At 59.7% G+C, this 15,808-nt stretch carries 13 protein-coding genes and 1 riboswitch; of the genes, 11 read left to right on the forward strand and 2 right to left on the reverse strand.

Annotated features, from left to right (window positions below; all coding sequences use genetic code 11):
* The first annotated feature begins 7 nt into the window (after nt 1-7).
* A riboswitch (TPP riboswitch) is annotated at nt 8-113 on the forward strand.
* Between the two features lie 166 nt (nt 114-279).
* Complete coding sequence (thiC, locus tag KW837_RS16095; protein ID WP_192346009.1) at nt 280-2,169, forward strand: phosphomethylpyrimidine synthase ThiC; 1,890 nt, start codon at nt 280-282, stop codon at nt 2,167-2,169.
* 187 nt (nt 2,170-2,356) lie between these two features.
* A complete protein-coding gene (gene cytX / locus KW837_RS16100; RefSeq protein WP_218397165.1) occupies nt 2,357-3,649 on the forward strand; it encodes a putative hydroxymethylpyrimidine transporter CytX in 1,293 nt (430 codons plus the stop codon).
* Here cytX and KW837_RS16105 read toward each other — a convergent pair.
* On the reverse strand, nt 3,618-4,364 hold the full coding sequence (locus KW837_RS16105; protein WP_123500103.1) for an RsiV family protein: 747 nt from the start codon (nt 4,362-4,364) through the stop codon (nt 3,618-3,620). The two genes, cytX and KW837_RS16105, sit on opposite strands and share 32 nt — an antisense overlap.
* A gap of 229 nt (nt 4,365-4,593) precedes the next feature.
* Between KW837_RS16105 and KW837_RS16110 the strand changes: the two genes are divergently transcribed.
* The 9 genes from KW837_RS16110 (at nt 4,594) to KW837_RS16150 (ending at nt 13,972) form a co-directional block, all read left to right on the forward strand.
* Nucleotides 4,594-5,211, forward strand: coding sequence for an NUDIX domain-containing protein (locus tag KW837_RS16110; RefSeq protein ID WP_123500105.1), 618 nt, complete (start codon nt 4,594-4,596; stop codon nt 5,209-5,211).
* Nucleotides 5,202-5,654, forward strand: coding sequence for a DUF1249 domain-containing protein (locus KW837_RS16115; RefSeq protein ID WP_218397167.1), 453 nt, complete (start codon nt 5,202-5,204; stop codon nt 5,652-5,654). The genes KW837_RS16110 and KW837_RS16115 overlap by 10 nt, the downstream gene beginning before the upstream one ends.
* Nucleotides 5,655-5,765: 111 nt before the next feature.
* Nucleotides 5,766-6,581 (forward strand): 3',5'-cyclic-AMP phosphodiesterase, encoded by an 816-nt coding sequence (cpdA, locus tag KW837_RS16120; protein ID WP_218397169.1) that lies wholly within the window; start codon nt 5,766-5,768, stop codon nt 6,579-6,581.
* A gap of 148 nt (nt 6,582-6,729) precedes the next feature.
* A complete protein-coding gene (locus KW837_RS16125) occupies nt 6,730-7,338 on the forward strand; it encodes a YqiA/YcfP family alpha/beta fold hydrolase (RefSeq protein WP_192346003.1) in 609 nt (202 codons plus the stop codon).
* Between the two features lie 54 nt (nt 7,339-7,392).
* Complete coding sequence (gene parE / locus KW837_RS16130; protein WP_218397171.1) at nt 7,393-9,297, forward strand: DNA topoisomerase IV subunit B; 1,905 nt, start codon at nt 7,393-7,395, stop codon at nt 9,295-9,297.
* Nucleotides 9,297-10,286 (forward strand): esterase-like activity of phytase family protein, encoded by a 990-nt coding sequence (locus KW837_RS16135; RefSeq protein ID WP_218397173.1) that lies wholly within the window; start codon nt 9,297-9,299, stop codon nt 10,284-10,286. Before parE ends, KW837_RS16135 begins: the two co-directional genes overlap by 1 nt.
* Nucleotides 10,283-10,804 (forward strand): TIGR02281 family clan AA aspartic protease, encoded by a 522-nt coding sequence (locus KW837_RS16140; RefSeq protein ID WP_218397175.1) that lies wholly within the window; start codon nt 10,283-10,285, stop codon nt 10,802-10,804. The genes KW837_RS16135 and KW837_RS16140 overlap by 4 nt, the downstream gene beginning before the upstream one ends.
* Before the next feature lie 10 nt (nt 10,805-10,814).
* The gene (parC, locus tag KW837_RS16145) at nt 10,815-13,082 is read left to right on the forward strand and encodes a DNA topoisomerase IV subunit A (protein ID WP_123500118.1); all 2,268 of its coding nucleotides are present in this window, start codon (nt 10,815-10,817) and stop codon (nt 13,080-13,082) included.
* Nucleotides 13,083-13,258: 176 nt separating this feature from the next.
* Complete coding sequence (locus KW837_RS16150) at nt 13,259-13,972, forward strand: membrane integrity-associated transporter subunit PqiC (protein ID WP_218397177.1); 714 nt, start codon at nt 13,259-13,261, stop codon at nt 13,970-13,972.
* Nucleotides 13,973-14,212: 240 nt separating this feature from the next.
* Here the strand turns inward: KW837_RS16150 and KW837_RS16155 are convergent, their stop codons facing one another.
* The gene (locus KW837_RS16155) at nt 14,213-15,742 is read right to left on the reverse strand and encodes an AhpA/YtjB family protein (RefSeq protein WP_218397179.1); all 1,530 of its coding nucleotides are present in this window, start codon (nt 15,740-15,742) and stop codon (nt 14,213-14,215) included.
* Nucleotides 15,743-15,808 lie beyond the last annotated feature (66 nt).

Raw genomic sequence — 15,808 nt, forward strand, 5'->3', positions numbered from 1 at the left:
ACTGGCCGGGTTCTTGTCGGGGTGCCTTGCTATGAGGCTGAGATCGAATAATTTCGGATCCCGTTGAACCTGATCAGGTTAGCGCCTGCGTAGGGAACAAGATTTCTCGTCACCCGGCGAGTCCTCTTGTGCTTCGTCCGGGATGTTGTTCGACAATCGAACACCCCTCGAGCACCGAGCACAGCACCAGCTGGTTTTCCCAGCGCCCGTGCGTCCATTCGTTTACAGGTTCGCTCCGACAAAAATCCACTGCCTGGATGTGTGTCTGGAGAGCCCGTGATGACTACAAAATCAAAAATCGAAACCAATCTGAGTGACTCGGCCAAGGTCGATCAGCAATCGGTTCAGCCGTTTACCCGCTCGCAAAAAATCTATGTCCAGGGCTCTCGCCCCGACATCCTTGTGCCGATGCGCGAAATCAGTCTGGACGTGACCCCGACCGACTTCGGCGGCGAAATCAACGCGCCGGTGGTGGTGTATGACACCTCGGGCCCCTATACCGATCCCAACGTCATCATCGACGTGCGCAAAGGCCTCGCTGACGTGCGTTCGCCGTGGATCGAAGCCCGTGGCGACACCGAGCGTCTGCCGGGTTTGAGCTCGAACTTCGGCAAGGAACGCCTCGCAGATCCGGAGCTGACCAAGCTGCGCTTCGCTCACGTGAACAACCCGCGTCGCGCCAAGGCCGGTGGCAACGTCACCCAGATGCACTACGCCCGCAAAGGTATCATCACGCCCGAGATGGAATACGTTGCCATCCGCGAAAACATGAAGCTGGAAGTGGCCCGCGCCGCTGGCTTGCTGGACCAGCAACACGCCGGTCACAGCTTCGGCGCCAGCGTGCCGAAAATCATCACGCCCGAATTTGTCCGTGAAGAGATCGCCCGCGGTCGCGCGATCATTCCCGCCAACATCAACCACACCGAACTGGAACCGATGATCATCGGCCGTAACTTCCTGGTGAAGATCAACGGCAACATCGGCAACAGCGCACTGGGTTCGTCCATCGAAGAAGAAGTGGCGAAACTGACCTGGGGCATTCGCTGGGGCGCGGACAACATCATGGACTTGTCCACCGGTAAGCACATTCACGAAACCCGCGAGTGGATCATCCGTAACTCGCCGGTACCGATCGGTACCGTGCCGATCTACCAGGCCCTGGAAAAAGTCGGCGGCGCCGCTGAAGACCTGACCTGGGAGCTGTTCCGCGACACGCTGATCGAACAGGCCGAGCAAGGCGTCGACTACTTCACCATCCACGCCGGCGTATTGCTGCGCTACGTGCCGCTGACCGCCAAACGCGTGACCGGTATTGTTTCCCGTGGCGGTTCGATCATGGCCAAGTGGTGCCTGGCGCACCATAAAGAGAACTTCGCTTACACGCATTTCGAAGAGATTTGCGAAATCATGAAGGCCTACGACGTCAGCTTCTCCCTGGGCGATGGCCTGCGTCCGGGCTCGATTGCCGACGCCAACGACGCGGCACAATTCGGTGAGCTGGAAACCCTCGGCGAGCTGACCAAAATCGCCTGGAAGCATGACGTACAAACCATGATCGAAGGCCCGGGCCACGTGCCGATGCAGTTGATCAAAGAGAACATGGACAAGCAGCTCGAGTGCTGCGACGAGGCGCCGTTCTACACCCTCGGCCCGCTGACCACCGACATCGCGCCGGGCTACGACCACATCACTTCGGGTATCGGTGCGGCCATGATCGGCTGGTTCGGTTGCGCAATGCTTTGCTACGTGACCCCGAAGGAACACTTGGGCCTGCCGAACAAGGATGACGTGAAGACCGGGATCATCACCTACAAGATCGCGGCCCACGCTGCCGACCTTGCGAAGGGGCATCCGGGGGCGCAAATTCGCGACAATGCCTTGAGCAAGGCACGTTTCGAATTCCGTTGGGAAGACCAGTTCAACCTGGGCCTGGATCCGGACACTGCGCGTTCGTACCACGACGAAACCCTGCCGAAGGATTCGGCCAAGGTCGCGCACTTTTGCTCCATGTGCGGGCCGAAATTCTGCTCGATGAAGATCACCCAGGAAGTCCGTGAATACGCGGCCAACCAGCGGATCGAAACCGTCGATGCGGAAATCGCCCAGGGCTTGGCGGAACAGGCCGAGCGGTTCAAGCAGGAAGGTAGTCAGTTGTACAAGAAGGTTTGATTTGACCTGTGATTGACGGTGCCTGTGCTGCCGTCTTCGCGAGCAAGCCCGCTCCCACATTGGATCTCCTGTAAACACAAATTTTGTGTACGACCGGGATCAAATGTGGGAGCGGGCTTGCTCGCGAAAGCGCCGGTTCATGCACCAAAAATCCCACTGACACACTTATCCCTCTGAGATAACACCCTTGAGCATTCAACCCAGCACTTACTCCCCGGATACCGCGGTGCCGACCGACAAACGTGTCTTCGGCGGCCGTGATCTGTGTTCCCTGTGGTTCTCCCTTGGCATCGGCCTGATGGTATTGCAGACCGGCGCTTTGCTCGCACCGGGTCTGGGCCTGTCTGGCTCGTTGCTGGCGATTTTTCTCGGCACGCTGGTCGGCGTTCTGTTGCTGGCCGCCGTCGGTGTGATCGGCAGCGACACCGGCCTGTCGTCGATGGCGGCACTCAAACTCAGCTTGGGCCGTCATGGCGCGAGTCTTCCGGCGGTGTTGAACCTGCTGCAACTGATCGGTTGGGGTTCGTTCGAAATCATCGTGATGCGCGACGCTGCCAGCCTGCTCGGCGCCCGCGCATTCAGCGAAGGCAGCCTGTTGTCGAGTGCGCTGCTTTGGACAGTTTTCTTCGGTGGTTTGGCGACTTTGCTGGCCGTCAGCGGGCCACTGACCTTCGTGCGCAAGATCTTGCGCAAGTGGGGTATCTGGCTGCTGCTGGCCGCGTGTATCTGGCTGACCTGGAACCTGTTCGCCAAAGCCGACCTTGCGGCGTTGTGGGCGCAGGCCGGTGATGGTTCGATGCCGTTCGCCGTGGGCTTTGACATTGCGATCGCCATGCCGCTGTCCTGGCTGCCGCTGATTGCCGATTATTCGCGGTTCGGCAAGCGTGCGAAAAACGTCTTCGGCGGTACGGCGCTGGGCTTCTTTATCGGTAACTTCTGGCTGATGAGCCTGGGCGTGGCCTACACCCTGGCGTTCGCGCCGAGCGGCGAAGTGAATGCCTTGCTGCTGGCATTGGCCGGTGCAGGCCTGGGGATTCCATTGCTGCTGATTTTGCTGGATGAGTCGGAAAATGCCTTTGCCGATATTCACTCGGCGGCGGTATCCAGCGGGATTCTGTTGCGCTTGAAAGTCGAGCATCTGGCCTTGGCCATCGGCGTCATCTGCACGCTGATCGCCTGCCTGGCGCCATTGGCCCAGTACCAGAACTTCCTGTTGTTGATCGGTTCGGTGTTTGCGCCGCTGTTCGGCGTGGTGCTGGTGGATCATTTCATCCTGCGCAGGCGCAGCGCTCACGTAGCGTCAGCTGCATTGCGCTGGCCGGCATTGCTCGCCTGGTTGGGCGGGGTGAGCACCTATCATCTGCTGGCCAATCTCTATCCGGACATCGGCGCAACCCTGCCGTCGCTGGTACTGGCAGGGTTGCTGCAACTGCTGCTCGGTCGAGCCTTCAGCTACGGCCGGGAAACAGTTCAGGCTTGAGAATCCCGTTCAGGCGCGGGTAGGGGATCTTCAGTTCGACGTGGCCCAGTGCGTAAGGCGCAAGGGTACTCACTTCGTACTTGAGGATCACCCCGCCGTAGGTCAGCGCCACATTCTGGGTTTTCACGAAGGGCCAGCTCTTCACGAACTCCGGTTCCTGATCGAGCTTGGTGCTGATCAGCCAGCTGTTGTGCGCCACTTGGGCGGCTTTCCAGAACGCTTCTTCCTGCCCCGGAATCAACATATCCGACAGTGTCAGCACTTTATGCTGCTGACGTGAATAGTTGATGAAACCACGGCCCGGCGTGCCATGGGCACCGCCGGTGTCCAGGTAGCTGGATAATTCAACGATCACCAAGCCGTCATGCTGCTCACGTACCTTGGCTTGCAGGTAGCTGCTGTAGCGCGGCCCGGCACTGCTCAAGAACTGCTCGCGATACGCCGCCAGCGTTGGCGCTACGGGGGCTTCGGGTGAGGTGCGGGTCATTTGCAACAGGCGTTTTTCGATGATGCCGTCAAGTGCAGGCTCATCGGGGAAACGCAGCGTATCGATATTCACCAACGGGCATTCAGGGTTGGCACAGCCTGGTTTCAACTGTTCCGATGCGTCGCGGGTAGTTTCCAGCGGCGCCCGATAGTTGGGCTGGAACAAACTCTGGCAGGCGCCCAGGGTCAGGGCGATGGCGGCCACGGAGGCGATTTTAAAAAGCGACATGGGCGTCCTTCATAAAACAGGGAAAGGCGAAAAGTTACCCGCTTCGACTCTCAACGAAGCAGTCAGTTCGCCACTAAGCTAATTAGAGTTGGTTTCGCCCTCACCGTCTATCCCGCTGACTGGAAAGGGGCTGCATCAAACATCGCGGGCGCGTTAGGATGGCGCGAAGTCGAGGTTGCAAGTAACAAAAAGGAGCCTCGTAACGGATTTGTAGTAAACGAGGATTGTCATGACTGATTTTGCCAACGCCATTCCGACCGCCGTTGATATCGTTCGGCGCGAAAAGTGCTACGAGGGTTTCTACAAGCTCGACCGCGTGCACTTGCGTCATGAATTGTTCGCCGGTGGCATGAGTCGCGAGATCAATCGTGAACTGTTTGTTCGCCATGATGCGGTGTGCGTGCTGCCTTACGATCCGCAGCGCGATGAAGTGGTGTTGATCGAACAGTTTCGCGTCGGCGCCATGGGCAAGATCGATAACCCGTGGCTGATCGAACTGGTCGCCGGTCTGATCGACAAGGATGAAGTACCGGAAGAAGTTGCTCACCGCGAAGCGCAGGAGGAAGCTGGGCTTGTATTCGGGGCGCTCTGGCCGATGACCAAATATTTTCCATCGCCGGGCGGCAGTAACGAATTTGTGCATTTGTACCTGGGGCGTTGCGAGACAACCGGGGTTGGCGGCCTGCATGGGCTGGAGGAAGAGGCAGAAGATATTCGCGTCACGGTCTGGGCGTTTGAAGATGCCCTGCAAGCCGTACGCGACGGACGTATTGCCAACGCGCCAAGCATCATTGCCTTGCAATGGCTGGCTTTGAACCGCGTTGAAGTGAGGGGGTTATGGTCGTAAACAAGCTGCGCGATCGCTATCGGATCGACCTCGTGGGGCTGCAAGCCTCCTGCGAGGCCAACTACGCGCGCCTGATGCGACTGCTACCGGATATGCGTAGCGAACCGCAGGCGCGGCGCATTGCCGTGACCCATGGCGACCAGATGCTGGGCGTGCTGGCCCTCGAAGTGCTGCAGGTCTGTCCGTACACCACGACCCTGCAAATACGCCAGGAACACAGCCTGCCGTGGCTGCCGGTGCCTCAACTGGAAGTTCAGGTGTATCACGACGCGTGCATGGCCGAAGTGGTCAGCGCTGAACATGCACGACGCTTCCGGGGCATCTATCCTTACCCGAACGCCGCAATGCATCAGCCGGATGAAAAGGCTCAGCTCAATCTGTTCCTGGGGGAATGGCTGAGCCATTGCCTGGCTTGCGGTCACGAGTACGCTGTTGTGCGCTAAGAGCCCTGTGTAGTTGTGAACTGCGTCCGGTTCACAGATTTCCTCTTTTGATCGTCCCCCAGCATAATTGCGGCACTTACCCATCCCGTGATCACGCCCTGGGAGAACGCCTTGCCGAGCGTATCCACATTAACCACCGCCGATCCGGCGTTGCTGGTGCAACTCTCCGACAGCCATCTGTTTGCCGAGGCGAACGGGACATTGCTGGGCATGAATACCCGCGACAGCCTGCAACAGGTCATTGAGCTGGTATTGAAGCAGCAGCCGCAGATTGATCTGATGATTGCCAGTGGTGACCTGTCTCAGGACGGGACGCTGGAGTCGTATCAGCTGTTTCGTGACCTGACCCGGCAGATCGATGCGCCGGCCCGCTGGATTCCCGGTAATCATGACGAGCCACAGATCATGGCCGAGGCAGCGGTACAAAGTGCGCTGCTGGAGCCGGTGGTGGACATCGGCAACTGGCGGGTCACGTTGCTCGATTCGGCGGTGCCAGGGTCGGTGCCGGGGTATTTGCAGGATGAGCAATTGCAGTTACTCGCTCGCTCGTTGAGTGAGGCACCGGAGCGGCATCATCTGGTGTGTTTCCATCATCATCCGGTATCGATCGGGTGTGCATGGATGGAGCCCATTGGCTTGCGCAATCCAGAAGCGTTGTTTGCGGTGCTGGATCGCTTTCCACAGGTGCGAGCGGTGTTGTGGGGGCATGTGCATCAGGAAATTGACCAGGTGCGCAACGGTGTGCGCCTGATCGCATCGCCCTCGACCTGCATTCAGTTCGAGCCGGGCAGTGACGATTTCAAGGTGAGCGAGCAGGCGCCGGGGTATCGGTGGTTGCGGTTGTTGCCGAATGGCCAGCTCGAAACAGGCGTTGAGCGCGTCACCGGTTTCGATTTTCAGGTTGATTACGGCTCCAACGGCTACTGACAAAGCCCCTGTAGGAGCTGTCGAGTGCAACGAGGCTGCGATCTTTTGACTTTGTTTTTAAAAGCAAGATCAAAAAATCGCAGCCTCGTTGCACTCGACAGCTCCTACAGTAAACTGCGCCTCTTTACCCGACGCACAGGGCGCTCAAATGTCTGGTTCGATCCTTTATATCCACGGTTTCAACAGCGCGCCGGCGTCGAAAAAGGCCTGTCAGTTGATTAATGTGATGGAACGGCTGGGCTTGAGCGATCAGTTGCGTGTGCCGGCCTTGCATCATCATCCCCGCGAGGCCATCGGTCAGTTGGAGCAGGCGATTGCCGAGCTGGGGCGGCCGCTGCTGGTCGGCAGCTCACTCGGCGGCTACTATGCGACTCACTTGGCCGAGCGCCATTGCTTGAAAGCCCTGTTGATCAACCCTGCCGTCAGCCCGCACCGGATGTTCGACGGGTTCCTGGGGACGCAGAAAAATCTGTATACCGATGAGACTTGGGAATTGACCCACGACCACATAACGGCCCTGGCCGAGCTGGAAGTGCCGGCGCCCAAGGATCCGCAGCGGTTTCAAGTATGGTTGCAGACCGGCGACGAAACGCTGGATTATCGCCTCGCCCAGCAGTATTACCGGGCCTGTGCCTTGCGCATCCAGGCGGGCGGCGACCATAGTTTCCAGGGTTTTGCCGAGCAATTGCCGGCAATGCTGAGTTTCGCCGGCATCGGCGCAGATTTGTATCAGGCGATTGATTTCACTGCACTGTGATTTGTCGCCTCTTTTTCACCGAACACTCTTTTTACAGGCGGACGACGAGACCCCATGGCCACTCCCAGCGCTAGCTCTTATAACGCAGACGCCATCGAAGTCCTCTCGGGCCTCGACCCGGTGCGCAAACGCCCCGGCATGTACACCGACACCAGTCGGCCGAACCACCTCGCCCAGGAAGTCATCGACAACAGCGTCGACGAAGCCTTGGCCGGGCATGCGACATCGGTACAGGTCATCCTGCATGCCGATCACTCTCTGGAAGTCAGCGATGACGGCCGTGGCATGCCGGTGGACATTCACCCTGAAGAGGGTGTGTCGGGTGTCGAGCTGATCCTCACCAAGCTTCATGCGGGCGGCAAGTTTTCCAACAAGAACTACCAGTTCTCCGGCGGTCTGCACGGGGTGGGTATTTCTGTGGTCAACGCCTTGTCGACCGAAGTCCGGGTGCGTGTAAAACGCGACGGCAACGAATACCAGATGACTTTCGCCGACGGTTACAAAAAGACCGAGCTGGAAGTGGTCGGCACCGTCGGCAAGCGCAATACCGGCACCAGCGTGTTCTTTGCGCCGGACCCGAAGTATTTCGATTCACCGAAATTCTCCATCAGCCGCCTCAAGCACGTGCTCAAGGCCAAAGCCGTTCTGTGTCCGGGGCTGCTGGTCAGTTTTGAAGACAAGGCCACCGGCGAGAAAGTCGAATGGCATTACGAAGACGGCCTGCGCTCCTATCTGGTGGACGCGGTCAGCGAATTCGAACGCCTGCCGGACGAGCCGTTCTGCGGTAGCCTGGCCGGTAACAAAGAAGCGGTCGATTGGGCGTTGCTGTGGTTGCCCGAGGGCGGCGACAGCGTTCAGGAAAGCTACGTCAACCTGATCCCGACAGCCCAGGGCGGTACGCACGTCAACGGTCTGCGTCAGGGCTTGCTCGATGCGATGCGCGAGTTCTGCGAGTTCCGCAGCCTGTTGCCGCGTGGCGTGAAGCTGGCGCCGGAAGACGTCTGGGAACGCATTGCGTTCGTCCTGTCGATGAAAATGCAGGAACCGCAATTCTCCGGTCAGACCAAGGAACGCCTGTCATCCCGTGAAGCGGCCGCTTTCGTTTCCGGTGTGGTCAAGGACGCTTTCAGCCTGTGGCTCAACGCTCACCCGGAAACCGGCATGCTGCTGGCGGAACTGGCGATCAACAACGCCGGCCGTCGTCTGAAGGCCAGCAAGAAGGTCGAGCGCAAGCGCATTACCCAAGGTCCGGCGTTGCCGGGCAAACTCGCCGACTGCGCCGGGCAGGACCCGATGCGTTCCGAGCTGTTCCTGGTGGAAGGTGATTCCGCCGGCGGTTCGGCCAAGCAGGCGCGGGACAAAGAATTTCAGGCGATCCTGCCGTTACGCGGCAAGATTCTGAACACCTGGGAAGTCGACGGCGGCGAAGTGCTGGCCAGCCAGGAAGTGCACAACATCGCCGTGGCCATCGGTGTCGATCCGGGCTCGGCGGACATCGCCCAGCTGCGTTACGGCAAGATCTGCATCCTCGCCGACGCCGACTCCGACGGTCTGCACATCGCCACGTTGCTGTGTGCTTTGTTCGTCCAGCATTTCCGTCCGCTGGTGGATGCCGGTCACGTCTACGTCGCCATGCCGCCGCTGTACCGTATCGACCTGGGCAAAGAAATTTACTATGCCCTGGACGAAGCCGAGCGCGATGGCATCCTCGATCGCCTGGTAGCCGAGAAGAAACGCGGCAAACCACAGGTCACCCGATTCAAAGGTCTGGGTGAAATGAACCCGCCGCAGTTGCGCGAAACCACCATGGACCCGAACACGCGGCGTCTGGTGCAGTTGACGCTGGAAGATTTCGACGCGACCTCGGAAATGATGGACATGCTGCTGGCGAAAAAACGCGCTGGTGATCGCAAGTCCTGGCTGGAGTCCAAGGGCAACCTGGCCGAGGTTCTGGGCTGATGCGATTTGGCTGGGCCCTGGCGTGTGCGTTGCTGCTGACTTCGGTAACGGTTTCGGCGGAGCCTGCGCCCGAGCTGCGCCTGTTATCCGAGCATGCCGTCGACGGCATGCGCGGCGGCAATCTGTCGGGGCTGGCCCAGTGCGGCAAGGATCTATGGACCGTTTCGGATCGGGACGATGATCAAATCTATCGCCTCGACACCCGCAACAACACCTGGCAAGCCGAAACCGTGCGCATCGACGTACCCGTGGCGCCCGATAGCGGTTTGCCTTGGGGCTTGCGTTCACGGACTTGGGTGGCATCGTTCGTGCGGGGCGGGAACCTGGATTTCGAAGGTATCACCTGCGACAGCGCCGGCAATCGTTACATCGTCAGCGAAGCGCACGCCGCGGTGCTGCAAGTTCCGCCAATCGGGCCTGCGTCCTGGCTGAAAATCTCGCCGATGCTGGTACGCGAAGCACGGGCCAGCGGTATGTTGCTGCACTTCAATGCATTGTTTGAAGGGCTGGCGATCAATCCGGCCGGTGACACGCTGTGGCTGGCCGCCGAACGCGAGCGCCGCGGTTTGCTACTGATCAAGCGCCAGCAAACGGTCTGGGACTGCAAGGGGGGTTGTGTGCTGCTGAGTGAGGCAGGGGTGGAGATGCAGCCAGCGCAATTTCCCAAGGCCAGAGCGCGCTCCCGGGATTTTGCCGATCTGTCATTGTTCGACGGCAAGCTGTTTACCCTTGAGCGCAACGTCTTTCAGGTTTGCCGCCGTGATGCAGTGACAGCCAAGGTGGAGCGCTGCTGGTCGTTTGCCGCCGAGGCCTTGCAGGAAAACCGTCGTTATTCACAGGCCTATGGGCTGGCGGAGGCGTTGATCGTGGACGCCGACGGCGCCTGGATCGGCATCGACAACAATAACGGTGCGCGAGCCGATGGCGAGGTACGCCCGATTGTCTGGCGCTTTGCTGCGCCTGAAGGTGGCTGGAGTGCCAAGCCATGAGTCCGCAACCGCCGGGCAAGCGCGCCGGTCGGGTGTTGATGGTGCTGGCCTGGTGCGCCGCGCTATTTCTGGCGACGCGGTTCTTCGGTCAGTGGGAGGAGCGTCAACAGAATCCCAACACCGTCGTCAGCTCTGAACAGGGCCAAGGCTTTATCGAAGTGAAGCTGATCGGCAACAGCCAGGGGCACTTTGTTGCTACCGGCCAGATCAACGGCCAGCCCGTGGAGTTCATGCTCGATACCGGTGCGACCGATGTGTCGATCCCGGCCGAAATGGCCGAGCGGCTGAAACTGGAAAAAGGCTTTGGGGTGACCCTGAGCACGGCCAATGGCTTGAGCGAGGGCTATCGAACCCGCCTCGACCGGCTGCAATTGGGCGACATCGTGCTGCGTGACGTTCGCGCGCTGGTGGCGCCCGGTTTGCACGGCAATCAGGTGCTGCTCGGTATGAGCGCACTGAACAAACTTGAATTTACCCAGCGCGGTGGCACCATGCTGCTGCGCCAGACAACGAACTGATGAGGCCCGCATGAGCGACTCCCTTGATCTCAGCCTGGACGGTGTAGAACGCCGGTCACTGGCTGACTTCACCGAAAATGCCTACCTCAACTACTCCATGTACGTGATCATGGACCGTGCCCTGCCGCATATCGGCGACGGCCTGAAACCGGTACAGCGGCGCATCATCTATGCGATGAGCGAGTTGGGGCTGGACGCCGATTCCAAGCACAAGAAATCGGCGCGTACCGTCGGTGACGTGCTCGGTAAGTTCCACCCGCACGGCGACTCGGCGTGCTACGAAGCCATGGTCCTGATGGCCCAGCCGTTCAGCTACCGCTACACGCTGGTCGACGGCCAGGGTAACTGGGGTGCGCCGGACGATCCGAAGTCCTTCGCCGCCATGCGTTACACCGAAGCGCGGCTGTCGCGTTATTCCGAAGTGCTGCTCAGCGAACTGGGCCAGGGCACCGCGAACTGGGGCCCGAACTTCGACGGCACGCTGGAAGAGCCTTTGGTGTTGCCGGCCCGTTTGCCGAACATCCTGCTCAACGGCACCACCGGTATCGCCGTGGGCATGGCCACCGACGTACCGCCGCATAACCTGCGCGAAGTCGCGACCGCTTGCGTGCGCTTGCTGGACGAGCCGAAAGCCACGGTCGAGCAGCTCTGCGAACACATCCAGGGCCCGGATTACCCGACCGAAGCGGAAATCATCACGCCGCGCGCCGACCTGCTGAAAATCTACGAAACCGGCAAGGGCTCGGTGCGCATGCGCGCCGTGTACCACATTGAAGACGGCGACATCATCGTCACCGCGCTGCCGCACCAGGTGTCCGGTGCCAAGGTGCTGGAACAGATCGCGGGCATGATGCAGGCCAAGCCCTCCAAGGCTCCGCAGATCGCTGACCTGCGCGACGAGTCCGACCACGAAAACCCATGCCGCATCGTGATCATTCCCGGTGCCCGCAAAAACTTCGATCACGACGCGCTGATGCAGCACCTGTTCGCCAGCACCGAGCTGGAGTCGAGCTACCGGGTCAACATCAACATCATCGGTCTGGACGGCAAGCCGCAGTTGAAAAACCTGCGGGCCTTGCTGGTCGAGTGGCTGGAGTTCCGGGTGCAGACCGTGCGTCGTCGTCTGCAATTCCGCCTGGACAAGGTTGAGCGTCGCCTGCACCTGTTGGACGGTTTGTTGATCGCTTACCTCAATCTGGATGAAGTGATTCACATCATCCGCACCGAGGAACACCCGAAAGCCGCACTGATCGAGCGTTTCGCCCTGAGCGAAATCCAGGCCGATTACATCCTCGACACCCGTTTGCGTCAGTTGGCGCGACTGGAAGAAATGAAGCTGCGTGCCGAGCAGGATGAACTGCTCAAGGAACAGGCCAAGCTGCAAGCCCTGCTGGGCAGCGAAGCCAAGCTGAAAAAGCTGGTACGCACTGAACTGATCAAGGACGCCGAAACTTACGGCGACGACCGTCGCTCGCCAATCGTCGAGCGTGCAGAAGCCAAGGCCTTGACCGAGCACGATCTGCTGCCGAACGAGAAAGTGACTGTAGTTCTGTCGGAAAAAGGCTGGGTTCGCTCTGCCAAGGGGCACGAAATCGACGCCACCGGGCTTTCCTACAAGGCCGGAGATGGTTTCAAGGCCTTAGCGCCCGGTCGCTCCAACCAGTTTGCGGTGTTTATCGACTCCACCGGTCGCAGTTATTCGGTCGCGGCCCACACCTTGCCCTCGGCCCGAGGCCAGGGCGAACCGCTGACCGGCCGCCTGACGCCGCCGCCAGGGGCGAGTTTCGAATGTGTGCTGATGCCTGAAGACGATTCGCTGTACGTGATCGCCTCCGACGCCGGTTATGGATTCGTGGTCAAGGGTGAAGACCTGCAAGCCAAGAACAAGGCGGGCAAGGCCTTGTTGAGTTTGCCGAACAACGCCAAAGTGATTCTGCCGCGTCCGGTAGCCGATCGTGAGCACAACTGGCTGGCCTCGGTGACCACCGAAGGTCGCCTGCTGATTTTCAAAATCAGCGATTTGCCACAATTAGGTAAAGGAAAAGGGAATAAGATCATCGGGATTTCCGGTGAACGTGTTGCCAGTCGCGAAGAATATGTCACGGACATTGCCGTTTTGCCGGAGGGTGCCACTTTGGTGCTGCAGGCCGGAAAACGTACCTTGTCACTGAAGGCGGACGACCTCGAACACTACAAAGGTGAGCGTGGACGTCGCGGTAACAAACTGCCACGTGGCTTTCAGAGGGTTGATGCGCTGTTCGTCGAAAACCTCAATTAAGCGTCCTAGAGCGCTCGATCTACGATTTAACGCGTAGATCGACGCTTTGCCGCTGGAGTCGGAACGCATATTCACGGATGATATGGCCTTTCAAGCGCCGGCGTAGCCGAGCGTTCTTCATATTTTTTGAGTATTTTCACTGTGGTTAGCCTTGTGGCAGCCACCTGGATGGGACGATGACTGCTCTGCGCCTTCCTTTTATTTTGATGCTCGCCGGCGTACTTGGCCTGGCGGGTTGCAGCGTTCACCAACCGGTGTCGCTGTATCAGCTGGACAGCGGAAGTCCGGCTCAGCCTGCGCAAAGCGCTGGCATGGCGGTATTGCTGGGCCCGGTAACGGTTGCCGACTATCTGCAACGCGAAACCTTGTTGCAGCGTCAGCCCGATGGCAGCCTGCAAGCTTCGGCTGATGGTCGTTGGGCGGGTAGCCTGTCTTCCGACATCGATCAGCTGTTGCTGCGTCAGGTCGCCGGCCATCTGGACAGCCAGCGCGTTGTCCTGGCACCGGCGACATTAGGCTTCACGCCGGATGTTCAGGTGCTGCTGACGATCACGCGACTGGACTCGGGTGCATCGCAACCGGCGATCCTTGATGCCCAATGGCGGCTGATTGACCGTCGTGGTCAGGTGCGTGATAACCGCATCATTCATCTGCAGGAACAGCACACCGGCGGGACTGCGGCTCAGGTTCAGGCTCAGGGTGTGTTGCTGCAGCGTCTGGCCGAGCAGCTGTCGACGGCGCTCAAGCCGCTGGCTAACCAGCCGCCGATCGCCGAAGCGCCACGCAAGCAGGCTGCCAAGCCTGTGGCACCGGCAGCAGCGCCGGAGAAGCAGCCGAAAATCCCGATGGCTTCGCCGATTCGCACGGATATGGAAGTGTTCAGGTTCTAAGCCTGGATTGATCCAAAGCAAAGCCCGCCATTGATGCGGGCTTTGTTGTTTCTGCGGAATGAGAAATCCAGCGTGGCTGCTGGCCTCTTCGCGGGCAAGCCTCGCTCCTACAGGAATGGGTCAGTCTCTGTTTGCGCGGCCCCGTAGGAGGGAGGCTTGCCCGCGAAGGCGTCGGGACAGGCAATAAAAAGCCCGCAGACGATCACTCATCTGCAGGCTTCTTTACAGCAGGGCTAAGGCTTACGTCCGGCGTTCGTGCATCCGTGCCAGTTGCCGTTCCAGCATCGACGGATAAGGCTCCATCAAGCGCTCTACGCAACATGCACCTTCAGGGCTTGCGATCGGGCGGATCCGCGCACGCTGGCGAATCAGCGCGTCGTCACTGATCTTGCGCTCAACCAGCAGCAGGTTGCGGCTGTGTTGCGACAGGGCCAGTGCATCCTGAGCGGTTTCAGTCAGCAGCAAATCGATCTGGCTCAAGCCGAACAACTCGTCACCCAGCGTCAGACCCAGCTGCAATTGCAGGGTGATGCCGCTGTCGGCGACTTCGATCTGCAACTGATGACCCAAGGCACGCAGCAACTCGCCGCAGCAGATGGCATTGGTCAGGTAATCGTCGCCGCTGTCTTCGGTGTGGAACAGCATCAGCGTGCTGCCATCGTTCAGGGTGTGCAGTTCGCTCTGGTAGAGCGACGCGGCCTGATCGAGGCAATCGCGGTAGCGTTTCAGCAGCTCTTCCAGACGTGCGCGGGGCAGGCGGCGCAATTGATCTTGCGCACCCAGCTGCACGGCCAGTACCGCGCTGTGCTGCGGCAGGTTCGATACCTTCGATTTTACGACTGGTTTCGGTGTGCTGTCTGTCGCGTCGTCACGCAGATCGGCAAACGGATCTTCGTCGTCCTCATCGTCCTCGACGGTGCTGACTATGCGTCGTGGCGCAGGCTTGAGACCTGCCACCGGTCGGGTTTCATCGAAGCTCGGATCACGCAGGTTGCGCACTTCGAAGGCTGGATCGGTCTCTTCGTCGTCATCGCTGTCGTCGAACTCGGGCTCCGGAACAGGCTCCGGTTCGGCCGGCTCTGGTGCGAAATTGGCGTGTAGCTGACGAGCGAGATCGCCAACTTCATCCTGACGCTCGGTGGCCGGGGTGTATTCGTCGATATTGCGCAGCCACACCCGCAATTGCAGCAGTGGTGTGGAGATATTGCGCCCCAGGCGCAGGCTCAAGGCCAAGGACAGCGCCAACAGAATCGCACTCAGAATGCCCATGCTTTGCAGGCTGATGGTCATCGGCTGCTGAAACTGGTCCATGTCCAGGCTGATGCGCAGTTGCCCGGCGGTCACGTCCTGAAAGGTGATCTTGCTCTGGTACATGCCCTCGGCTTCGCCCAGCAGGCTATGCTTGGGACGCTGACCGGCTTCGGCGAGGATGCGGTTATCCACGCTGTAAATGGCAGCATGGGCCACCAGTTTGTTCTTGGTCAGGTTGTTGAGCAGCACGTTCAGGCTGAGGATGTCATTGGACACCAACAGTTCCGTGGCCGAGGTCGCGGTCTGGGTGGTCAGGCTTTCGCCCAGGGCATCCGCCTGCTCGTGCATGGCCTGCTTGAACTGCAAACCCATCACGCAGGCATAGATCACCAGGGCCAGAGCGACCAGGATCACGTTATGGCTGGCAATGCGCAATGCGATCGGTACACGGCGATGACGCAGTGCCCGGAAGATCAGCAGAAAGAAGTTATCGGTTTTTACTGGCGTGGGCCGGTTCACTTGAGCTCGGCTCTTTGTCCGTGAAGTTGACGCGCAGTATAGCGACAGGCCCTAGGCCGTCAAAGC

Origin of the sequence: Pseudomonas sp. PDM24 (assembly GCF_019218905.1) — a bacterium.
Taxonomy (GTDB): domain Bacteria; phylum Pseudomonadota; class Gammaproteobacteria; order Pseudomonadales; family Pseudomonadaceae; genus Aquipseudomonas.